19 protein-coding genes are annotated in these 22,344 nt (G+C 67.2%); 4 read left to right on the top strand and 15 right to left on the bottom strand.

Features of this window, described 5'->3' with window-relative positions:
- Positions 1–10: 10 nt before the first annotated feature.
- The 15 genes from LH400_RS03995 to LH400_RS03925 all read right to left on the bottom strand — a co-directional run bounded on the left by LH400_RS03995 (position 11) and on the right by LH400_RS03925 (position 17,278).
- The gene (locus LH400_RS03995) at positions 11–1,051 is read right to left on the bottom strand and encodes a cysteine synthase A (RefSeq protein WP_229151368.1); all 1,041 of its coding nucleotides are present in this window, start codon (positions 1,049–1,051) and stop codon (positions 11–13) included.
- 148 nt (positions 1,052–1,199) lie between these two features.
- Positions 1,200–2,192 (bottom strand): iron exporter MbfA, encoded by a 993-nt coding sequence (gene mbfA, locus LH400_RS03990; RefSeq protein ID WP_229151367.1) that lies wholly within the window; start codon positions 2,190–2,192, stop codon positions 1,200–1,202.
- A 148-nt stretch (positions 2,193–2,340) separates the two neighbouring features.
- Entirely contained in the window at positions 2,341–3,720 is a 1,380-nt protein-coding gene (locus LH400_RS03985; protein WP_229151366.1) for a sensor histidine kinase, read from the bottom strand.
- Positions 3,717–4,394, bottom strand: a complete 678-nt coding sequence (locus LH400_RS03980) for a response regulator transcription factor (protein ID WP_229151363.1) — start codon at positions 4,392–4,394, stop codon at positions 3,717–3,719. Before LH400_RS03980 ends, LH400_RS03985 begins: the two co-directional genes overlap by 4 nt.
- A gap of 2 nt (positions 4,395–4,396) precedes the next feature.
- Entirely contained in the window at positions 4,397–4,966 is a 570-nt protein-coding gene (locus LH400_RS03975; RefSeq protein WP_229151362.1) for a cytochrome b/b6 domain-containing protein, read from the bottom strand.
- A gap of 3 nt (positions 4,967–4,969) precedes the next feature.
- Positions 4,970–5,254 (bottom strand): PepSY domain-containing protein, encoded by a 285-nt coding sequence (locus tag LH400_RS03970; RefSeq protein ID WP_229151361.1) that lies wholly within the window; start codon positions 5,252–5,254, stop codon positions 4,970–4,972.
- Positions 5,255–5,673: 419 nt separating this feature from the next.
- The gene (locus LH400_RS03965; protein WP_229151360.1) at positions 5,674–5,820 is read right to left on the bottom strand and encodes a hypothetical protein; all 147 of its coding nucleotides are present in this window, start codon (positions 5,818–5,820) and stop codon (positions 5,674–5,676) included.
- Between the two features lie 212 nt (positions 5,821–6,032).
- The gene (locus tag LH400_RS03960; protein ID WP_229151359.1) at positions 6,033–7,493 is read right to left on the bottom strand and encodes a cryptochrome/photolyase family protein; all 1,461 of its coding nucleotides are present in this window, start codon (positions 7,491–7,493) and stop codon (positions 6,033–6,035) included.
- A 119-nt stretch (positions 7,494–7,612) separates the two neighbouring features.
- Complete coding sequence (locus tag LH400_RS03955) at positions 7,613–8,623, bottom strand: NAD-dependent epimerase/dehydratase family protein (RefSeq protein WP_229151358.1); 1,011 nt, start codon at positions 8,621–8,623, stop codon at positions 7,613–7,615.
- Between the two features lie 5 nt (positions 8,624–8,628).
- Positions 8,629–9,948 (bottom strand): UDP-glucose dehydrogenase family protein, encoded by a 1,320-nt coding sequence (locus LH400_RS03950; RefSeq protein WP_229151357.1) that lies wholly within the window; start codon positions 9,946–9,948, stop codon positions 8,629–8,631.
- Between the two features lie 163 nt (positions 9,949–10,111).
- Entirely contained in the window at positions 10,112–11,911 is a 1,800-nt protein-coding gene (locus tag LH400_RS03945; RefSeq protein ID WP_229151356.1) for an SLC13 family permease, read from the bottom strand.
- 225 nt (positions 11,912–12,136) lie between these two features.
- Entirely contained in the window at positions 12,137–14,035 is a 1,899-nt protein-coding gene (cysN, locus tag LH400_RS03940) for a sulfate adenylyltransferase subunit CysN (RefSeq protein ID WP_229151355.1), read from the bottom strand.
- A complete protein-coding gene (gene cysD, locus LH400_RS03935; RefSeq protein ID WP_229151354.1) occupies positions 14,035–14,964 on the bottom strand; it encodes a sulfate adenylyltransferase subunit CysD in 930 nt (309 codons plus the stop codon). Before cysD ends, cysN begins: the two co-directional genes overlap by 1 nt.
- A gap of 152 nt (positions 14,965–15,116) precedes the next feature.
- Positions 15,117–16,301, bottom strand: a complete 1,185-nt coding sequence (locus LH400_RS03930; RefSeq protein WP_229151353.1) for a CaiB/BaiF CoA transferase family protein — start codon at positions 16,299–16,301, stop codon at positions 15,117–15,119.
- A gap of 5 nt (positions 16,302–16,306) precedes the next feature.
- Positions 16,307–17,278 carry a hydroxymethylglutaryl-CoA lyase gene (locus LH400_RS03925; protein WP_229151352.1) on the bottom strand — a complete coding sequence of 324 codons (972 nt, stop codon included), beginning with the start codon at positions 17,276–17,278 and terminating at the stop codon, positions 16,307–16,309.
- 264 nt (positions 17,279–17,542) lie between these two features.
- Between LH400_RS03925 and LH400_RS03920 the strand changes: the two genes are divergently transcribed.
- The 4 genes from LH400_RS03920 to LH400_RS03905 all read left to right on the top strand — a co-directional run bounded on the left by LH400_RS03920 (position 17,543) and on the right by LH400_RS03905 (position 22,315).
- The gene (locus LH400_RS03920; protein ID WP_229151351.1) at positions 17,543–18,517 is read left to right on the top strand and encodes a Bug family tripartite tricarboxylate transporter substrate binding protein; all 975 of its coding nucleotides are present in this window, start codon (positions 17,543–17,545) and stop codon (positions 18,515–18,517) included.
- Between the two features lie 12 nt (positions 18,518–18,529).
- A complete protein-coding gene (locus LH400_RS03915) occupies positions 18,530–18,970 on the top strand; it encodes a tripartite tricarboxylate transporter TctB family protein (RefSeq protein WP_229151350.1) in 441 nt (146 codons plus the stop codon).
- 36 nt (positions 18,971–19,006) lie between these two features.
- The gene (locus LH400_RS03910) at positions 19,007–20,536 is read left to right on the top strand and encodes a tripartite tricarboxylate transporter permease (protein WP_229151349.1); all 1,530 of its coding nucleotides are present in this window, start codon (positions 19,007–19,009) and stop codon (positions 20,534–20,536) included.
- 192 nt (positions 20,537–20,728) lie between these two features.
- A complete protein-coding gene (locus tag LH400_RS03905; protein ID WP_229151348.1) occupies positions 20,729–22,315 on the top strand; it encodes a gamma-glutamyltransferase family protein in 1,587 nt (528 codons plus the stop codon).
- Positions 22,316–22,344: the final 29 nt, after the last annotated feature.

The following is a 22,344-nucleotide window of genomic DNA, read 5'->3' as shown; positions in this document are numbered from 1 at the left end:
CGTACCGCCCTCAGCCGACCGGCTCGAACGGCACGTCGAACGCGTGCGTCTCCTCGAGCCAAGCCGGCACCGGCAGGTTCTTGCCGCGCAGGAAGGCCGGGTTGAACAGCTTCGACTGGTAGCGGTTGCCGTAGTCGCACAGCACCGTCACGATGGTGTGCCCCGGTCCCATCTCCTTCGCCATGCGGATGGCGCCGGCGATGTTGATGCCGGAAGAGCCGCCGAGACAGAGCCCCTCCTCCGGCACGAGGTCGAAGACGATCCGCAGCGCTTCTTCGTCCGGGATCTGATAGGCGAAATCCGGCTCGAAGCCCTCGAGATTGCCGGTGATCCGGCCCTGACCGATCCCCTCGGTGATCGAAGAGCCTTCCGACTTCAGCTCGCCATGGGCATAGAATTCGTAGAGCGCCGCGCCCATCGGATCGGCGATGCCGATCTTGATCTGGCCGGAATGGCGCTTCAGCCCCATCGCCGTGCCGGCCAGCGTGCCGCCGGTGCCGACGGCGCAAATGAAGCCGTCGACCGTACCGCCGGTCTGGTGCCAGATCTCCTCGGCGGTCGTCACCACATGGCCGTCGCGATTGGCGGTGTTGTCGAACTGGTTGGCCCAGATCGCGCCGGCCGGATGCGACTTCGCCAGTTTCTCGGCGAGCCGGCCGGACAGCTTCACGTAGTTGTTGGGGTTCTTGTAGGGAACGGCCGGCACCTCGATCAGCGCCGCCCCCATCAGCCGCAACGCGTCCTTCTTCTCCTCGCTCTGCGTCTCCGGAATGACGATCACCGTCTTGTAGCCGAGCGCGTTGGCGACCAGCGACAGCCCGATCCCGGTATTGCCCGCAGTGCCCTCGACGATCAGGCCGCCGGGCTCGATCAGGCCCTTTTCCTCGGCATCGCGGATGATGAACAGCCCGGCGCGGTCCTTGACCGACTGGCCGGGATTGAGGAACTCCGCCTTGCCGTAGATCTCGCAGCCGGTCTCATCCGACGCCCGGTTGAGGCGGATCAATGGCGTATTGCCGATGGCATCGATGACGGAATTGTAGCGGGACATGTCGGACTCGGGATGGGGCGCTGCGGAACGGCTCGCTGGGAACCTATGACCGGGCTGCATCCAAGGCAAGGCGAGGATGCGTCGCCGGCGAGCGACGCCTCGCCCGGCATCGCCCCGCCGCGGGTGGCCGGCCGCGGCGGCAAGGGTGTCAGGCGCCGCCGATGATGATGCCTGCCGCCAGCACCAGCGCACCGCCGAGCACGACCTGGAAGGCCGCCCGCGCGAACGGCGTCTCCATGAAGCGGTTCTGGATCCAGGCGATCGCCCAGAGTTCGAAGAACACGACCGCGAAGGCGATCGCCGTGGCCGTCCAGAAGTTCGGGATGAGGTAGGGCAGCGCATGTCCGAGGCCGCCGATCGCGGTCATCACGCCGGACGCGATGCCGCGCTTGATCGGCGAGCCGCGTCCGGAAATCTTGCCGTCGTCGTGGGCCGCCTCGGTGAAGCCCATGGAGATGCCGGCGCCGACCGAGGCGGACAGGCCGACGAGGAAGGTGGTCCAGGGGTCCTCGGTGGCGAAGGCCGTGGCGAAGATCGGCGCCAGCGTCGAGACGGAGCCATCCATCAGGCCGGCAAGGCCCGGCTGTACCCAGGTCAGCACGAACTGGCGCCGGGCGGCGAGATCCTCTTCCTCGCGCCGGTCCTCCGGCAGGTTCTCTTCCGTCAGACTCTGGGCGCTGTGGATGTGCCCGGCCTCGGCCATGGCGAGATCGCCGAGCAGCTTGCGTGTGGCCGCATCGGTCGCCCGACTCGCCGCGGCGACATAGAAGTCGCGGGCCTGCCGCTCCATGTCGGCGGCCTCTTCGCGGATCCGCTCCAGCCCGAGATTCTGGACCAGCCACACCGGCTTGCGGTGATAGAAATCGGCGACGTGCTCGCGCCGGATCGGCAGGACGAGATCGCCGAAACGGCTGCGATAGGTCTCGATCAGCATGCGCCGGTGCTCGCTCTCCTCCGCCGCCATCCCGTCGAACACCGCCGCGGAATCGGGGAATTCCGGACGCAGCTGCGCGGCATAGGTCGCGTAGATCTGGCCGTCCTCCTCCTCCGAGGAGATCGCCAGCGCGAGAATCTCCTGTTCGGACAGCGTGTCGAAACGGCGCCGGCCGGAAAAGCCGGGAAGAGACAGGCGGGGGAGCATTCGTGGCCTCAGATTAGAAAGCTTCTAAACTGCACTGAACCTATGGAAGCATGAGCGTCGGAGCAAGAGCCCGCCCGGGGAGATTCGGGCAATACGAGACGCCTCGGAGTCAGCAAGCGGCCCCGCGCCGCCAATCGCTCGCATCCCGTCAGGCAACCGGGAGATCGAGATGCACGGTCGTGCCCTCGCCTGGCACGGAGGACACCGCCAACGTGCCCTTGTGGAGCACGGCGATCCGCTCCGCGATCTTCAACCCGACACCCAGGGAGCCGCTGCGCTTGACGGAGGCGAGTTCGACATCGGCCATCGCGGCGCCCTCGCTGAAGCCGGGGCCGTCGTCGCTGACCGAGATCCGGCCCGGCGCGTCGACTCGGACCGTGATCGCCGTGCCCTGCGGCGTGTGCTTCATGGCGTTCTCGACCAGATTGCGCACCAGGATCACGATCAGGGTCCGCGAGACCTCGCAGCAGGGATCGCCCGACTGCTCGTAGGCAACGGTCCGCCCGCCCGCAAAGACCAGAGGCGCGAGCTGCTCGACCGTATCCTCCACCAGCGGTCCCAGCCTCTGGGGGATAAAGGCTTCGCCCTCGGCCGCGTCGAGCCGGGCGAGCGCAGTCAGCTGCTCCAGAGTGTGGGTCAGGGAATCGAGATCCGTCTCGGCCTTGCGCGCGCGCTCGCCGGGAATGTGTGCAAGCTCGAGCTTGACGATCGAGACGGGTGTCCGGATCTCGTGGGCGATCGAGGCGGCGAACACCTTCTGCGAGCGGATCAGTTCGCCGATTCTCGCAAAGGCCCGGTTCACGGCGGCGACGAGATGCGCCACCTCGCTCGGCAGGTCCGCGTCGGGAAGCGCCTTCAGCGGACGCTGCGGATCGAGCGCGTCGACGGCTTGGACCACCGCGTCCACCGGGTTGAGCGCCAGGCGGATCGAGGCGATCGTGGCGCCGATGACGATCACGAGCATCAGCCCCATCGGCCAGATCATGTGGTCGACCATCTCGCGCAGGATGACGTCCCAGACCAGGTGTTTGGGATCCCCGATGCTGGCGAAGTCGACGACCAGGGTCGCGCCATCGTCGAAGCCGACCGTGCGCCCGCCGACGAGGGTCAGCGGCTTGCCGGGCACGATGGTGCGGCTCCAGAAGTCCGGCGGGTTCACCTCGACCGGCAGGAAGTGCTCCATGCATTCCTGGCCGCAATTGGTGAAGACGAGCTGGCCGTCCGCGCTTCGCAGCCGCATCCAGTAACCGGGCGCGAAGTGGTCGTCCTCCCTGTCCGGCTGCGGCACGGCGAGGCCGCCGTAGCGCTCGGAGAGATCCGGCGGCGGGAACGGTCGGCCCGCCTCGACGCCGTGGTGGTACACTTCGGCGATCCGCTCGGTCTCGTGCTCGATGAACAGCCGGCCGAGCTCGGAATCGTCGAACCAGTAGTCGGCGAAGACGAGGCCGGTCTGCAAAAGCATTGCGAGGATGGCGAAAGCCAGGATGCGCTTGGCGACGAGCGCGATCAGCGAGCCGTCACGCCTCATGGGGCGAGTGTGCGCAGCATGTAGCCGATGCCCCGGACCGTCTCGATGACGGCACCGGCGGGCACTTCCGCGAAACGCTTGCGCAACCGCGAGACGGCGAGTTCCAGCGCATTGGTGCTGAGAATCTCCTCATATTCCGACAGCGCGCTTTCCAGCCGCCGCTTGGAGACGACGCGGTCGACGTCGCGCATCAGGAGTTCGGCGAGCTGGCGCTCGCGCGGCGGCAGCGGGATCACCGTGCCGTCACAGGTGAGCGCGGCCGTCGCCGGATCGTAACGCAGCCGCCCGGCCGAAAGGACCGGCGCCGCGCTCGTACCGCCGCGCCGCGCGAGCGCCCGGCAGCGAGCCAGGAATTCGCGATGATGGAAGGGCTTGGCGAGATAGTCGTCGGCGCCGGCATCGAGGCCCGCGATCCGCGATTCGACGTCGCCCATGGCGGTGACGATCAGCGTCGGCAGGCTGACGCCGCCCGCGCGCAGTTCCTTCAGGAGATCGATCCCGTTACCGTCGGGCAGGCCGAGGTCGAGGACGAGGAGATCGTGTTCGCCGCTTGCCAAGGCATTGCGCGCGTCCTCCAGGGAGCCGACCGCGTCGATCCGCCAGCCGGCACCATGGACGGATTCCTTCAGGAGTTCGGTCAGCCGGTCACTGTCCTCGACAAGCAGCAGGCGCATCGTCAGGCATCCGCTCTCTTGCGGCCGGTTACCATCGCAAGGACGAGGTTTTCCCGATGCCGGACGCTCTCGACGATCGCCGCGAAGGCGTGGACGCCCGCCAGAACGAGGATGGCATTCGCCAGCACGGCATGCAGCTCCTTCACCCATTTGACGCCCCAAAAGGCATCGAGCGTCATCATGAAACCCGATCCGGCCGTCAAGGCAAGCAGCAGCATCAGGGCCAGCATCATCAGGGCGCCCAACGGGTTGTGGCCGACGAAACGCGGCTCGCGGCCGCGCACCAGGGCGCTCCCATAGGCGAGCACCGCCGAAGGGCGCGGCACGAAGTCGGCAAAGCGCGCATGACGGGTTCCGACGAAGCCCCAGACGATGCGCAAGGTCACCAGTGCGGCGATGGTATAGCCGACATAGCGGTGAAGGGCCTTGCCCTCCTCCAGGATGAACAGGTTGAGCACGCAGCCGGTGACCACGGCCCAGTGGAAGAGGCGAACCGCCGGGTCCCAGACCCGCACGGTTTCACCTTTGTGGAGGGGCTGGATCGCCCCTCCCTCGCCAGTCAGGATCGACATGGCTCAATCGTCTTCTTCGGACTGGAAGATCTTGGCGGTCGCCGGATCGACGTAGATCTCGGCCCGCTTCCCGTCCTTGGTGAAGGCGTAGATCTCGTAGCAGGAGCCGCGCAGGTCCATGCTGCGGATGTCCTTGTAGCCGGCCTCCTCGACCTTCTGCTTCAGCGCCGCTTCGCTCATCCACTGAGACTTCGGCGCGCTCGTGCAGTCTTCGCGCTCGACTTCCGCCATGGCCAGCGTCGGCGTCAAAGCAATGAGCAGGATCGCGGCAGTGATCGTCTTCGACATGATTGCGTTTTCCTATGCATCACCGGCATCGATGTTGCCGGCCTGCATCTGATGCCGCAAAACGTCTGTCTGGTTCCTGTCAGTTCCGGACCATCATCCTCAGGGTCTCCGAGGCGCCCCGACGTCGCGCAAGGATGGCGGGACGGATCGTGCCGGCATGGTCGACGAGCAGACGCGCCTTCGGTCGTAGGCGGTATCGGAAAGCCGGGTGCGATGGCGAAGAGCGGCGGACTTCCGGCTGCGACGACCAATCGCGCTGCGCAGGATGAATCGTGCCCGCAGGATCGGATCCGCCGCGAGCGCCTCACAGCGCATGGTCGCGCTGTATCGCGCGCGCGCCGGGGGAGGCATGCGTCGACCCTGGAGGCGCGCCGACCTGTCCGGCGCGCCTCCGTCTCAAATTAAATCGGGCGGGACTGTCAGCCCTTCTTCTTCGGCGGGTTGCCCCCGGCCGGCGCATTGCCCTTGGCAAAGACATTGGTCGGCGCCGCCGCCGCGGCGACCACCTTCTTGTCTGCCTTCGGCTTGCGAGTCTCGCGATTGCCGCGCATCTGTCCCTTGGCCATGATCTGTTCCTGACGGTTGCGGATCTGTGATCCCGTGATGCCAGCCCGGATAGGCGCATGCGCATGGCTTCGCGCGGCTAGGATCTGCCGCGCGGAAGTCGTCCGCCTGGTTTTTCTCGAGCAGCCGCGATGTTGTCCTGATCTGCGACTGTCAGATAGATGCGCCTGTTCGCGCGCACCGACAAGGGCGGCCGCACGGATTTCGCCAGGCGCTACCCCTTCACGTCGTCATAGGCCGCGAGCGCGCGCTTGCGGGCCTTGCCGTGATCGACGATCGGCTTCGGATAGGTCTTGCCGAGCGTCACGCCGGCCCTGTTCAGGACATCCGCCTCCGCCTCCCAAGGCGCATGGATCGCCTTGGCGGGAAGGTCTTTCAGCTCCGGCACGAAGCGGCGGATATAGGCGCCGTCCCTGTCGAACTTCTCGCTTTGGGTGATCGGGTTGAAGATGCGGAAGAAGGGTTGGGCATCGGCCCCGGACCCGCCGATCCACTGCCACTGCGACGTGTTGGAGGCGATGTCGCCGTCGACCAGCGTGTCCCAGAACCAGCGTTCGCCCTCGCGCCAGTCGATCAGGAGGTCCTTCGTCAGGAATGACCCGACGATCATCCGGACGCGGTTGTGCATCCAGCCGCATTCCCAGAGCTGGCGCATGCCCGCATCGACGATCGGATAGCCGGTCAGGCCCTTCTGCCAGGCCTTGAGGTCTGATTTCGAACCTTGCCAGGCAAAGCCGTCGAAGCGGCCGTTGAAGTTGGCGGTCGCCAGCGGTCCGAAATGGTAGAGGAGATGATAGTTGAAGTCGCGCCAGACGAGTTCCTGGCAGAAGGTGCGGATCGCCTCGTCCGGGATCCTCTTGCGGCGGCTGGCATAGGCCTTGGCGCTGTGCCACAGGCGGTAGGGCGAGATCTCGCCCCATCTCAGATGCGGCGACATGCGCGAGGTGGCGTCGTCGAAGGGCCGCTCCCGGCCGTTGTGGTAATCGGCCAGGAGATCGTCGCAAAAGGTCTCGAAGCGGTCGTGAGCCGCCGTCTCGCCCACCTCCCAGAAATCTGCAATGCCGCCGGACCAGTCCGGCCGCGTCGGCAGGAGTCCCCAGTCTTTCAAATCGTCGGACTTTGGGAATTCCGCCGGCTGCTTGAAGCTCGACGGCGCGTCGATCGGATCGCGCGGCTCCTCAGAAGAAACGTTCTTCCAGAACGGCGTGTAGACCTTGTAATAGCCGCCGGTCTTGGTCTCGACCAGGTCCGGATCGTGCAGGATGTTGCCGGTGAAGCGCTCCACCTGGACGTCGTCGCCGAGCCGGTCCGCGATGGTATCGTCGACGGTTCGCGAGGCCGTGTCATAGCGGCGGTTGAAGAACAGCGCCGTCGCGCCGACGGCATCGATCACGTCCAGCACTTCCTGCTCGGCGGGGCCCCGCCTCAGGGTGAGCTGCGATCCCTTCCCCCGCAGCGAGCGCGCAAAACTGTCCAGCGAATGATGGAGCCACCATTTATGCGCGCCGCCGAGCGCGCGCACGCCATCGGACTCCTCGTCGAGCACGACCAGCGGAACCACCGGCCGACCGGCCTCGGCGGCATGGGCGAGCGCCGGATTGTCGTCGAGCCTCATATCGTCCCGCAGCCAGACGACGATCGGACCGTCCTTTTGCGCTCGCATGTCCTTCGCCATTCTCGAACCGTCATCCTTCCGTCGCTTGCGGGAGGGCGTTAGCTGTTGCACCGGCGGGAGGCGAACAGTGCGCTGCGACGAATTGCCGGAAGACGTCCGCCGACAGGCGAAATGCGCCGTCAGCGCAGCGCCGGATCGGCCTCGCGGTACCAGTCGACGAAAGCCTTCACGCCCGTCTCGACGTCGGTCTGCGGCTTGTAGCCGGTCAACGCTTCCAGGAGGTCGGGGCTGGCATAAGTCCGCGGCACGTCGCCGTCCTGCATCGGCAGCATCTTGCGCTTGGCCGACTTGCCGACGATCCGCTCGATCGTCTCGACGAAGTCCATCAGACCGACCGGCTGGCCGCCGCCGATATTGACCACCCGGTAGGGCGCCTCGCGGGACAGGGTGTCGAGTCCGGCCGCCTGCCGGTTCTCCTCCGAAGGCGGCAGGGCGGCGAGCCGAGTGATCGCCTCGACGAGATCCTCCACATAGGTGAAGTCGCGGCTCATCTTGCCTTCGCCGTAGATCTCGATCTCCTCGTCCTGGAGGATCGCCTTCACGAACTTGAACAGCGCCATGTCCGGCCGGCCCCAGGGGCCGTAGACGGTGAAGAAGCGGAAGGCCGTCGTCGGAACGCGGTAGAGATGGGCGTTCGAATGCGCCATCAGCTCCATCGCCCGCTTGGTTGCGGCATAGATGGTGAGCGGTTCGTCGGCCTTGTCGGTCTCGTGGAACGGCACCTCCGGACTGGCGCCATAGACCGAGGAGGTCGAGGCCAGAAGCAGGTGCTTGACGCCGATCTCGCGGGCAAGGTCGAGGACGTTGAACGAGCCGATGACGTTGGAATCGACATAGGCGCGCGGGTTCTGGAGGCTGTAGCGGACGCCCGCCTGCGCCGCGAGATGGACGATCACGTCCGGCCGGGCGCGCTCGACCGCGCGGGCAAGCGCCTCCCGGTCCTCCAGCATGGCGATCTCGGGCGTGAAATCCTGAAACTGCGAGAGCGCGGCGTGCCGCGCCTCCTTCAGTCGGACGTTGTAATAGGCCGTCATCCCGTCATAGCCGGTGACGGCATGCCCGTCCTCCAGGAGCCGCCTGGCGAGATGGAAGCCGATGAAGCCGGCGGTCCCGGTGATGAAGGTGCGCATGATCCTCAGCCCTCCGCCGGGCCGGCGCGTCCGACGCCGCTGTAGGAGAAGCCGTGGCGCACGACCTCCTGCGGCGGGTAGACGTTCCTGAGATCGACGAGGACGGGCGCGGCCATCAGCGCCTTCAGCCGGTCGAGATCGAGCGCGCGGAACTCGTCCCATTCGGTGACGAGCACGATCGCGTCGGCGCCCTCGGCGATCTCATAGGCGCTGCCGCCGAATTCGACGCCGGAGAGCATCCCTCGGGCCGCCTCAACGCCTTCCGGATCATAGGCCGTCACCCGGGCGCCCTTGTCCTGCAGCACCTGGATGATCGAGATCGCCGGAGATTCGCGCATGTCGTCGGTGTTCGGCTTGAAGGTCAGGCCGAGGATTGCGACCGTCTTGCCGCGAACCTCGCCGCCGCAGGCCGCGATCACCTTGCGCGCCATCGCGCGCTTGCGGTTGTCGTTGACGGCGACGGTCGCCTCGATGAGCCGCATCGGGCTCTCGGCGTCCTGCGCGGTCTTGACGAGGGCCAGCGTGTCCTTCGGGAAGCACGAGCCGCCGAAGCCGGGGCCGGCATGCAGGAACTTGTCGCCGATGCGCTTGTCGAGGCCGATGCCCTTGGCGACCTTCTGGACGTCCGCCCCGACCTTTTCGCAGAGATCGGCGATCTCGTTGATGAAGGTGATCTTCATCGCCAGGAAAGCGTTGCCGGCATATTTGATCAGCTCGGAGGTGCGCCGCTCGCAGAAGAGCAGCGGCGATTCGTTGAGATAGAGCGGCCGGTAGACCTGCCGCATCACCTGTATCGCGCGCGGCTCCTCGGTTCCGATGACGATCCGGTCCGGCCGCTTGAAGTCGGTGATTGCGGCGCCCTCGCGCAGGAATTCCGGATTGGAGACGACGGCGATGTCGGCCTCCGGGTTCTCCTCCCGGATGATCCGCTCGACCTCGTCGCCGGTGCCGACGGGCACGGTCGACTTGGTGACGACGACGGTGAAGCCCCTGACCGACCGGGCGATCTCGCGCGCCGCGCCATAGACGTAGGAGAGGTCCGCATGGCCGTCGCCGCGCCTGGACGGCGTTCCGACGGCAATGAAGACGACGTCGGCGTCGGCGACCGATCCGGCGAGATCGGTGGTGAAGTGGAGCCGCCCCGCGGCCGCGTTCGACTGCACGATCTGGTCCAGGCCGGGCTCGAAGATCGGGATCTTGCCGGCCTTCAGGGCCGCGATCTTCTCCTCGACGAGGTCGACGCAGACGACGTCGTGGCCGAAGTCGGCAAAACAGGCCCCGGAGACGAGCCCGACATAGCCCGCGCCGATCATGACAAGACGCATGTGAGGAAGTCCTTGTGTCGTTCGCTTCGGACCGGCCCGGCACCGCCGGCGGCCGGAAGACTCGGCCCCATATAGCCGGCGCGCCCGCCGAGGAAAATGCCGGGGCAAGGTGGCGGTCGCAGGCGCACCGGCTTCGCCCTGCAAGGCGTCTCCCAAGATCGGCTCAGACGGGCTCCAGCGGCCAGACCAGCGGCACCGTCAGCACGGTCACCACGCCGGCAAGCACGTTGAGCGGCAGCCCGACCCGGATGAAGTCCATGAACCGGTAGCCGCCGGCGGAATAGACCAGCGTGTTGGTCTGGTAGCCGACCGGTGTCGCAAAGCTCGCGCTCGCGGCGAACATCACCGTCGCCACGAAGGGGCGCGGGTCGAGGCCGAGCGAAGCGGCAAGCCCCATGGCCATCGGCGTCACGACGACGGCGACGGCGTTGTTCGTGACGATCTCCGTCAGGATCGAGGCGATGGCGTAGACGACCGCCAGGATCGCCAGCGGCGGCAGGCTGACGAGCGTGCCGCGCAACGCCTCCACGACCATCTGCGCACTGCCGGCCTTCTCCAGCGACTTGCCGACGACCAGCATGGCGAAGATCAAGAGGATGATGCCCCAGTCGACGGAGGCGACCGCCTCCTCCGAATCGATGCAGCGGGTCAGAAGCACGAAGGCGACCGCCACCCAGGCAATCCCCGCGATCGGCATCAGCCCGAACGCATTGCCGAGGACAACGGCGGCGAGCGCCAGCAGCGCCAGCGGCGCCTTTGTCCGTCGCACCGCGCGCTCGGCGGGCGCTGTGAGGTTGACCAGCCGCATGTCGTCGGCAAGCCGCTTCAGATCCTCGGGCGCGCCCTCGATCATCAGGGTGTCGCCGACTTCGAGACGCACGTCCTCGAGCCGCTGTTCGCTTTCTCCATGACGGTGCAGCGCGAAGGGATAGACGCCGTAGCGACGGCGCAGCCGCGCCTCCCGAAGGCGCCGGCCGATCAGCCGCGCGCCGGGCGTCAGAAGCACTTCGACGACGACGGAGGAGCGCGCCGCGACGGGTTCGAGCTCGTGCTCCATCTCGAACTCGACATCCTTCGTCTCCCTGAGGGACAGAAGGTTCGCGCGCTCGGAATGGAGGACGACGATGTCTCCGGCCTGAAGCGTCACCGGCAGTTCCCGGCGAAGGGACAGATCGCCGCGCAGAACGTCGAGTACGCGCCGGTCCTGTCCCTGGAAGAAGGCGACCTTGTCGCTGGCCCGGCCGGCGAACGAGCTGCCCGCAGGGATCAACAGCTCGACCAGGAACCTCGACGGGTCCTGGCGGGCAAGGAGCTGCGAGACGTTCACCCGGTCGGGGACGAGGAAGCGCGCTGCGAACAGAAGATAGAGCCCGCCCGCGACCGCGAGCGCGAGTCCGACGGGGGTGATCTCGAACAGCGAGAACTTCTCCAGCCCCGCCGCCGAGGCGACGCCGTCGACGAGAAGATTGGTGGAGGTGCCGATCAGCGTGCATGTGCCGCCGAGGATCGCCGCGAAGGACAGCGGCATCAGAAGCCGCGACGGATTGGATCCCACCGACCTTGCGAGACCGGTTGCGAGCGGGATCAGCATGACCACCAGCGGCGTGTTGTTGACGAAGGCCGAGGCAACGATCGCGAGCAGGATGAAGGCGCCGATCGCGACGCCCTTCCCGTACCCCGCGAGGCGGTCGAGGCGTCCGGCGAGGTCCGCGAGCACGCCGGTGCGCACCAGCGAGCCGCTGAGCATGAACATCGCGATGATCGTCCAGGGCGCGGAATTGGCGAGAGCGCCGACCATGTCCTTGGAATCGATCAGGCCGAGAAGGAGCGCCGCCGCCATGCCGCCGATCGCGACGACTTCGGGGCGGAAGCGCTCGCTCGCGAAGGCCGCGAAGAGGAGGCCGACGAGAACGAGCGCGATTTCGCCAGCATGGGCCTGAAGGCCGACTGTCGCGAGCAGCATGGAAGGACCGGAGACCCGAGGGATCGGAAAGACGCCCGCATCATAGTCTTGTGCGCTGCCGCACGGCAGGCGGCTTCTTGCCCTTTTGACGGCCCGCCGGAATACGGGCATGCGCGCAAATGCCGGTTCAGGGCAAATGCATGTCTCGCCACACCCTCCGGCGTAGGTGCGGTATGGCAGCCGGGGCGCTGTCAAAAGTGTCGCCGCCCGCCCTGCCCCGGACCCTTATTTCAGATAGCCGTGGCTGCGCAGATGCTCGACGACGGCATCGGCGAGTTCCTCGGGCGAGGTCGTCCCGGCAGCGAGACGGATCTCCGGGTTCTCCGGCGCCTCGTAGGGGCTGTCGATGCCGGTGAAGTTCTTGATCGCGCCGGCCCTCGCCTTCTTGTAGAGGCCCTTGGGATCGCGCTTTTCGGCGACGTGCAGCGGCGTGTCGACGAAGACCTCGACGAACTCGCCCGGCTCCATCAGCTCGCGCGCCATCCGCCGTTCGGAGCGGAAGGGCGAGATGAAGGAGCAGAGCACGATCACCCCGGCGTCGACGAAGAGCTTCGCCGTCTCGCCGACCCGGCGGATGTTCTCGACCCGGTCCGCCTCGGTGAAGCCGAGGTCGCGGTTGAGCCCGTGCCGGACGTTGTCGCCGTCGAGGAGATAGGTGTGCTTGCCCATCGCGAACAGCCGCTTCTCGACGAGGTTGGCGATGGTCGACTTGCCGGCGCCCGAAAGCCCGGTGAACCAGACCACCGCCGGGCGCTGGCCCATCGCCTCGCCGCGCATCGTCTTGGTGAGGTCGATGGACTGCCAGTGGATGTTGGTGGCGCGCCTGAGCGCGAAGTCGATCGTCCCGGCGCCGACGGTGAGATTGCTCAGCCGGTCGATGACGATGAAGCTCCCCGTGCCGGGGATCGCTTCGTAGGGGTCGAAGGCGACCGGCTCGCGGAAGGAGAGGTTCACCTGCGCGACGCCGTTCAGCGGCAGCGCCTTGGCGGCCAGGTGCTGGAAGGTGTTGACGTCGATCTGGTGCTTGATCTCGGTCACCGAGCCGGCCACCGTCCGCGTGCCGATCTTGAAGAGATAGGCCCGCCCCGGCATCAGCGGTTCGTCATGCATCCAGATGACATGCGCCGCGAACTGGTCTGCGACGTCCGGCCTCGCGAAGGCCGCGGCGAGGATGTCGCCGCGCGAGACGTCGGTCTCGTCCGCAAGCACCAGCGTTACCGCCTCGCCGGCGCCCGCCGATGGCCGGTCGCCATCATAGGTGACGATCCGCTTCACCGCCGAGGTGCGGCCAGAGACGGCGACGGCCACCTGTTCTCCGACCGCGATCCTGCCGCTGGCGATCGTGCCGCAATAGCCGCGGAAGTCGAGATTCGGCCGGTTCACCCATTGCACCGGCATGCGGAAGGGCCGCGCGCTCTCGTCCTTGGCGACCTCGACCGTCTCCAGATGCTGCAGCAGCGTCGGGCCATCGTACCAGCCGAGGTTCTCGCCCCGCTCGGTGACGTTGTCGCCGAAGCGCGCCGAAAGCGGGATCGGCTGCAGCGTCTCGAAGTTCAGTTCGCCCGCAAAGGCCCGGAAGTCCGCCACGATCGCGTCGAAGACGTCCCTGGAATAGCCGGCAAGGTCGATCTTGTTGACCGCGAGAATCACGTGCCGGATTCCGAGGAGCGAGGCGATATAGGCGTGCCGCCGTGTCTGGGTCAGAACGCCCTTGCGCGCGTCGATCAGGATCACCGCGAGATCGGCATTGGAGGCGCCGGTCGCCATGTTGCGGGTGTACTGCTCGTGGCCCGGCGTGTCGGCGACGATGAACTTGCGCTTCTCGGTCGCGAAGAAGCGGTAGGCGACGTCGATGGTGATGCCCTGCTCGCGCTCGGCCTCCAGCCCGTCGACGAGAAGCGCGAAGTCGATGTCCTCGCCGACCGTGCCGTGCTTGGCCGAATCCTTCTGGAGCGTCGCCAGCTGGTCCTCGAACAGGAGCTTGGTGTCGTAGAGCAGCCGGCCGATCAGGGTCGACTTGCCGTCGTCGACCGAGCCGCAGGTCAGGAAGCGCAGGAGGCCCTTGGTCTCGTGGCGATGGAGATAGTCGGCGAAGGCGGCCGGATCGAAGTCCGCGGTGTCCATCAGAAATATCCCTCGCGCTTCTTCTTCTCCATTGAGCCGGCCTCATCATGGTCGATCAGCCGGCCGGACCGCTCGGAAGTGCGAGCGAGAAGCATTTCGTGGACGATCTCCGGCAGCGTCGCGGCTGGGGACTCCATCGCCGCCGTCAGCGGATAGCAGCCGAGCGTGCGGAAGCGGATCATCCGCATCTCAGGCGTCTCGCCGGGCTCCATCGGAAGACGGTCGTCATCGACCATGATCCACTGCCCGCCGCGCTCCACCACCGGCCGCTTGGCCGCGAAGTAGAGCGGCACGATCTCGATGTTCTCCTTCAGGATATACTGCCAGATGTCGAGTTCGGTCCAGTTCGACAGCGGGAAGGCCCGGATCGACTCGCCCTTGCGGATCCTTGCGTTGTAGAGGTTCCAAAGCTCGGGCCGCTGGTTCTTGGGATCCCAGCCATGGCTCTCGGAGCGGAAGGAGAAGATCCGCTCCTTCGCCCTCGACTTCTCCTCGTCGCGCCGGGCGCCGCCGAAGGCCGCGTCGAAGCCGTATTGGGTCAGCGCCTGCTTGAGCGCCTCGGTCTTCATGATGCCGGTATAGGCCGAGGAGCCGTGGGTGAAGGGGGTGATCCTGGCCCTGACGCCCTCCTGGTTGGTATGGACGATGAGGTCCATCCCGGCGCGCCTCGCTGCCTCGTCGCGAAAGGCGATCATCTCCCCGAACTTCCAGGTCGTGTCGACATGGAGCAGCGGGAATGGCGGCTTGGCGGGATAGAACGCCTTCATCGCCAGATGCAGCATGACCGACGAATCCTTGCCGATCGAATAGAGCATCACCGGATTGGAGAACTCGGCCGCGACCTCGCGCATGATGTGGATCGATTCCGCCTCGAGCCGCTGCAGATGCGTCATTGCGGTGTCGTCGGTCATCGTGCGTTCGTCGGGCATCCGCGAAAATCCCTGGTCAGGCTCGGCCGGGATCGGCCCGGTCTTGGCCGCTCCCCTAGCCGATTTGGCCGCCTTGCGACAGACGATCTTGCGAGGACGCCACCGGCGGGCGGCTGGCGTCCGCGCTCAGCCATTCCACCGCCACGTTGCGATCAGACGACGGCAGCGGCCCGGAGCGCGTCGATCTCCTCGCGCGAATAGCCCGCCTCGGCAAGAACCGCGTCGGTGTCCGCGCCGAGATCCGGCGCCGGATGGCGAACGCGGCAGGGCGTCTTCGAAAATTTCACCGGAAACCCGGTCATCCGAACCGTGCCGTGGCCGGGATGGTCGACGTCAAGGACCATCTCCTGCGCCTCGACCTGCGGATCCTCGAACACTTCGCCCAGCGTCTGCACCCTTCCGCAGGGAACGCCCGCCGCGTTCAGCCGCTCGATCCAGACCGCCTGTGTCTCGTGGCGCATCGCCTCGTCGATCTGCGCGTTGAGATCGGCCCGGTTCGCGACACGCTTGGCATTGGTGTCGAAGCGCTCGTCCTCCAGAAGATGCGACAGGCCGATCGCCTGCAGGAAGCGGGAGAGCGTCGGCGTGGTCGAGGGCGCGACCGCCACCGGCCCGTCGGAGCCGTGGAAGAGGCCGTAGGGCGAGGCGATCGGATGGTCGTTCCCGGTCGGCGGCGGGACCTGCCCCGTCGCGAGCTGCGCTGCCGAGAGATAGGCGAGCATCGAGATCATGCCGTTCATCATCGAGGATTCGACCGCCTGGCCGCGACCGTCCCGATCGCGGACCCGAAGCGCGGCGACGATGCCGAGCGCAGTGTAGAGCCCGGCGATGAGGTCGGTCAGCGGCGGCGCGGCGCGGATCGGCCCGCTCTCCTCGCTCCCGTTGACCGCCATGAAGCCGGACATCGCCTGGGTGATGAAGTCGAAGGCCGGCCGCTTCACGTATGGGCCACTCGAGCCGTAGCCGTTGACCGAGCCGACGACGAGCCGGGGATTGATCTCCTGAAGCGTCTCGGCGTCGAACCCCATGGCGGCAAGGACGCCCGGCCGGAAGTTCTCGACGAGCACGTCGGCGTCCATCAGGAGCCGACGCAGCACCGCCTTGCCGTCCTCGCTCTTCAGATCCAGCGTCAGCGAGCGCTTGTTGCGGTTGAAGCTCGCGAAATACCAGGACATGCCGTCGATGATCGCGCCCTGCGTGCGGACATGATCGCCGCCGCCCGGCGACTCGATCTTGACGACGTCGGCGCCGAGATCGCCGAGGAGCATCGAGCAGAACGGACCGGACAGGATGCGGGTGAGGTCGACGACCCTGACACCGGAGAGCGGCTGATCCATCGTCCTCACCCTGCCGCGGTCGAGACGTCGTCGAGCCCGTGGCGGGTCAGCCGCGGCCCGGCCTTCATCACCTGGCCCGGCAGTTCGCGCCCGATCACGTCCTGCGTCAGCCGCGCGACCCCGATCAGCCGGTCGAGATCGACGCCGGTCCGGTAGCCGCTCTCCTGAAGGAGGTAGACGAGGTCCTCGGTGCAGATGTTGCCGGTGGCGCCTGCCGCGAAGGGACAGCCTCCGAGACCGCCGATCGAGGAATCATAGCGGGTGATCCCCTCGCTGAGGCCGACCATGACATTGGCGAGGCCGACGCCGCGGGTGTTGTGGAAGTGCAGCGTCACGGCCATCTCCGGCACGGCCTGGCGCAGCGCGGCGAGCACCGCCTTCACCGTCGCCGGCGTCGCCATTCCCGTGGTGTCGCCGAGATTGAGGTCGACGATGCCGAGGTCCCGGTAGAACCGCGCGATCCGCACCACCGCCTCCGGCGGCACCTCGCCCTCGAACGGACAGCCGAAGACCGTCGCGACACCGCCCTGGACTCGCTTGCCGGCAGCCTTGGCGATCTCGACCACCGGCGGGAAGCGGGCGAGCGTCGCCTCGATCGAGGCGTTGACGTTCTTCAGGCTGTGCGCCTCCGAGGCCGAGCAGAACAGGCCCATGATGTCGACCTGCGTCTTCGCGGCGCGCTCGGCGCCCTTGGCATTCGGCACCAGCGCGGAGAGAACGACGCCCGGCTTCTTCTCGACCCCGGCCAGGACCTCGGCGGCATCGGCAAGCTGCGGCACGGCGCGTGGCGAGACGAAGGAGGTGACCTGGATCTTCTTCAGGCCGGCGTCGATCAGCTCGTTGACGATGGCGATCTTGCGGTCGGTGGGGATGATCGCCTTCTCGATCTGGAACCCGTCGCGCGGGCCGACCTCGCAGATCTCGATCGCCGCGCCGTCCGGCACCGGCATGGCTATGATCTCGCCATTCTGCGCCATGGTCTCTTCTCCCGTTCCAGGCTGATCCCCCGCCATAGACCTGCGAAAGCGCGATGCAAAGGCCGGAAAGATCCCGCACTGCGGGATAGCCGGACTGCCGCATTGCAGCACGGATAGTCGGCCCGTTCCGCTTGACCGGATGCGCGCATCGGTGCCATCCAACCTGAACGCGGCGCCGTTTTGAACGGCTTCGCAGGGAGGACGATCGACTGCGATGGCACGCCGGACGCGCCCGCATTCGAAAATTTTGGGAGGAAGTTCCGGATGTTTTTGAAGCGCCTGTTGATGGCGGCCGCCGTCGCCGCCGTCGCCTTGCCCGCCTCGGCTTTCGAGCCGAAAAACGTCGAGTGCATCGCGCCGGCCAATCCCGGCGGCGGCTGGGACTTCACCTGCCGGACCGCGGGCCGCCTCCTTACCGAGGAGAAGCTCGTGCCGGGCAACGTCCAGGTGACCAACATGGCAGGCGCGACCGGCGCCGTCGCCTATGCCAACATCGCCTCCAAGCGCAACGATGATCCCGACCTCATCGTCGCAACCTCGACCGTCGGCATCACCCAGCTCGCCCAGGGCAAGTATCCGGCCGACTTCGACGCCATGCGCTGGGTCGCCATGCTCGGCGCCGACGTCGGCGTGGTGATGACGAAGAGCGGCTCGAAATATGAGAGCCTCGACGCGCTGATGAAGGCGATCAAGGAAGACCCGACCAAGATCGTCGCGGGCGGCTCGTCCGGCATCGGCGGCTACGACCACCTGCGCTTCCTGATGCTGGCGCAGGCGGCGGGCGTGCCCGACGACGCGCTGAAGTCGATCCGCTGGGTGCAGTTCGAGGGCGGCGGCGACGCGGTGACCCAGCTTCTCGGCGACAAGCTGGACGTCGTCCTGGTCGACATCGGCGAGATCGGCGGCTTCATCAAGTCCGGCGACGTCGACGCGCTGGCGGTCCTCGGCGCCGACCGTCTCGAAGCCTATCCCGAGGTCAAGACCGCCAAGGAGCAGGGCTTCGACGTCGAGGGCTACAACTGGCGCGGCTTCTACATGGGCGGCAAGGTCGACGACGCGGCCTATCAGGGCTGGGTCGACATCCTGCACAAGCTCTACGAGTCCGACGCCTGGAAGGAAGCCGCAAGCAAGTCCGGCCTGACCCCGATCTGGCGCGGCGGCGAGGAGTTTGAGACCTTCGCCAAGGAGTCGGAAGACAAGATGCACCAGCTGTCCCAGGCGATCGGCGTCATCAAGTAAGGGCACGCGCTGATGGCCGCTCGGCTGAGCGATCGCATCGCGGGGGCGATCCTTCTCGCCCTCGCGATCTGGTACTGGATCACCGCCGGCGACTACACGGTCGCCTTCGGCGATCCGGCCGGACCGTCGCTGTTTCCCCGCATCGTGGCCGTTCCCCTTGGCCTCTTCGCGCTGTTCCTGGTGGTGCGGCCGGACCCCGATCCCGAATGGATCCGCTGGCCGCAGGCGCTCGGCCAGATCGGCACGATCGCCGCGCTGTTCGTCTATCCGTTCATCCTCGAACCGCTCGGCTTTCCGCTCTCGACGGTGCTGATCTCGATCGTCCTCGCCAAGATCCTCGGCGCGACCTGGCTGCAATCGGTCGTGACCGGCCTTCTCATCGGCTTCGGCCTCTACGTCCTGTTCAACTTCGGTTTCGATCTGCCGCTGCCGGTCGGTCCGATCTTCGGCTGACGGCCAGCGCCGCATCGCCGGCCTGAAGGAGCTTCGGTGGAAACCCTCGGCTTTCTGTTGCACGGCTTCGAGGAAGCGCTGACGCCGCTCAACATCGCGCTCGCGCTGACCGGCTGCTTCGTCGGCACGATCGTCGGCGCGCTGCCGGGCCTCGGGCCGGTCAACGGCGTCGCCATCCTGATCCCGCTCGCCTTTTCGCTGCAATTGCCGGCGGGCTCGGCGCTGATCCTTCTGTCCTGCGTCTATTACGGCTGCATGTATGGCGGGCGCATCTCGTCGATCATGCTCAACATTCCTGGCGACGAGCCGGCGATGATGACATGCCTCGACGGCTATCCCATGGCCAAGAACGGCAAGGCGCCGGAGGCCCTGGCGATCTCCGGCATCGCCTCCTTCGTCGGCGCCATCACCTCGACCATCGGGCTGATGCTGTTCGCTCCGATTCTCGTCCGCTTCGCCATCCATTTCGGACCGGCCGAGTATTTCGCGCTCTACCTCCTCGCCTTCGCGACGATCGGCGGCGTCACCGGCTCCAATCCCGCAAAGACCCTGCTCGGCGCGGCGATCGGCCTGGCGCTCGGCACGGTCGGCATCGACCCGCAGAGCGGCACGGCGCGCTTCACCTTCGACGACATCCACCTTTACGACGGCTTCCAGGCGATCATCGCCATCGTCGGCCTGTTCGCGATCTCCGAAGTGCTGGTCCTGCTCGAGACGCAGGTGGGCGAGCGCACCGGCGCGATTGCCGTCAACCGCGCCTTCGCCCGCTGGAAGGACATCAGGGGCACGATCCCGACCATGATCCGCGGCTCGCTGGTCGGTTTCGTCTCGGGCATCCTGCCGGGCGCCGGCGCCTCGCTCGGCTCCTTCCTCGCCTATACGGTCGAGCGGCGCATCTCCGACAAGGACCACACCTTCGGGACCGGCGATCCCAAGGGCGTCGCGGCGCCGGAAGCCGGCAACAACGCGGCCGCCGGCGGCGCGCTGGTGCCGATGCTGGCCCTCGGCGTGCCCGGCTCGGGAACGACGGCGGTGCTGCTCGCCCTCCTCATCTCGCTCAACATCACGCCCGGCCCCCTCCTCTTCCAGGACCAGCCGCAGATCGTCTGGGGCCTGATCGCCTCGCTGTTCATGGCGAACGTCTTCCTGCTCCTCCTCAACCTGCCGCTGGTCGGCGTCTTCACGCGGATGCTGTCGATCCCGCTGTGGGCGCTGATGCCCTTCGTGGTGATGATCTCCTTCGTCGGCGTCTATTCGCTCAGCCATTCGACCTTCGATCTCGTGGTGATGGTCGGCTTCGGGCTTCTCGGCTTCATCCTGAGGAAGCTCGACATTGCGGTCGTGCCGGTAGTGCTGGGCCTCCTCCTCGGCGGCGAGATGGAGGCGAACATGCGCCGGGCGCTGGCGATCTCGGCCGGCGATCCCTGGGTGTTCGTCGAGAGCTGGATCTCGATCGTGCTCTATGCCGCGACGTTCCTCTTCCTCGGCCTCGCCGTTTTCTTCGCCCTGCGGAAGCGACGCAGCAAGCCGCCGGTCGTCGATCCGGAAGCGGCGATGGCCGATTGATGGCGCCTGGCGGCGTCGACCGTCCAACGCCCCCGCCGCCGTTCCCTCGGCTGCCCTGTCCGTTCGACGGTCTCGATCCTCGGCGGCGGACTTGTGCCGTTCGGCATGGTCCGGCTATTCGGATCGCTTCCGGTCGATACGCTTCCTGCAACGATGCTCTGGCGGCCGACAGCAACCCGATGGTGAAATCTCATGCTGCATAGCGCCAAGGGCCTCAACGGCTGCGTCACGGCCCCGCATCTCTCGGCCGCCCTCGCCGGCCGCGACATCCTCGCCTGCGGCGGAACCGCGATCGAGGCGATGGTCGCGGCGGCGGCGACAATCGCCGTGGTCTATCCGCACATGAACTCGATCGGCGGGGACGGTTTCTGGATCATCCAGCGGCCCGGCGAGAGGCCCGTCGGGATCTCCGCCTGCGGCAGGGCCGCCGGACTCGCGACGCCCGACTGGTATCGCGAGCGCGGCCATGGCGAGGCAATTCCGACGCGGGGGCCGCATGCCGCGCTGACCGTGCCGGCGACGATCTCCGGCTGGGCGAAAGCGCTGGACATGGTCGACGCATCCCGCCGCCTGCCGCTCGGCGACCTCCTCGCGGCCGCGATCGGCTATGCAAGGGACGGCATGGTCGTCACCGGCAACCAGGCCGACACGACGGCCGCCAAGCTGGGTGGGCTGAAGGACGTGCCGGGCTTTGCCGACATCTTCCTGCCCGGCGGCAACGTCCCCCGCGAGGGGAACATCCTCAAGCAGCCGGCGCTTGCGGAGACGCTTCAGACGCTCGCCCGCGAAGGCCTCGACTGCTATTATCGCGGCAGCATCGCCAAGGCCCACGGTGCCTTCCTGGAAGCCGCCGGCTCGCCGCTGCGGCTCTCCGACTTCGAGCGCTTCTCGGCCGAGATCGTCGAGCCGCTGTCGGTCGAGCTCTCCGTCGGCACGGTCTTCAACATGCCGCCCCCGACGCAAGGGGTCTCCTCGCTGATGATCCTGGCGCTGTTCGACCGGCTGAAGGTGACGGCCGGCGAGAGCTTCGACCATCTGCACGGGCTGATCGAGGCGACCAAGCAGGCCTTCATCCTGAGGAATGCCGGGCTCGGCGATCCCGACCACATGGACCCGCCGGCGGCCGACTGGCTCGCCGCCGCCGCGCTCGACGCGCTGCACGAAAAGATCGACCGAAAGACCGCCCTTCCCTGGCCGCACAAGGCCAAGCCCGGCGACACCATCTGGATGGGCGCGGCGGACAAGGACGGCACCGTCGTCTCCTTCATCCAGAGCGTCTTCTGGGAGTTCGGCTCGGGGCTGACCTGCCCCGACACCGGCGTCTTCTTCCAGAACCGCGGCGCCGGCTTCTCGCTGACGCCCGGGCCGAACCAGCTCGGGCCCTTCCGCCGGCCGTTCCACACGCTCAACCCGGCGCTCGCCCATCTGAAAGACGGGCGCGTCATGGCCTACGGCACGATGGGCGGCGAGGGCCAGCCGCAGACCCAGGCCGCCGTCTTCTCGCGCTATGCGATGTTCGGGCAGGGCCTGCAGCAGGCGGTCACCGCGCCGCGCTGGCTGCTCGGCCGCACCTGGGGCGACGTCACGACGACGCTGAAGCTGGAGGATCGCTTTCCGGCCGAACTCGTCTCCGAGCTGAAGGCGAGCGGCCACGAGGTGGAGATCATCGCGCCCTTCTCCGACGCCGCCGGACATGCCGGCGCGCTGGTGCGCCATCCCTCCGGCGTCGTCGAAGGCGCGAGCGACCCCCGCGCCGACGGCGGCGCCATGGCCTTCTGACGGGACGGGGAGGAAGATGGCGGCGGTTT

Origin of the sequence: Jiella soli, assembly GCF_020615385.1 — a bacterium.
Taxonomy (GTDB): Bacteria; Pseudomonadota; Alphaproteobacteria; order Rhizobiales; family Rhizobiaceae; genus VKMB-3413.
The sequence above is the reverse complement of the archived record's forward strand: the minus strand, read 5'-3'. Positions and strand labels throughout refer to the sequence as shown.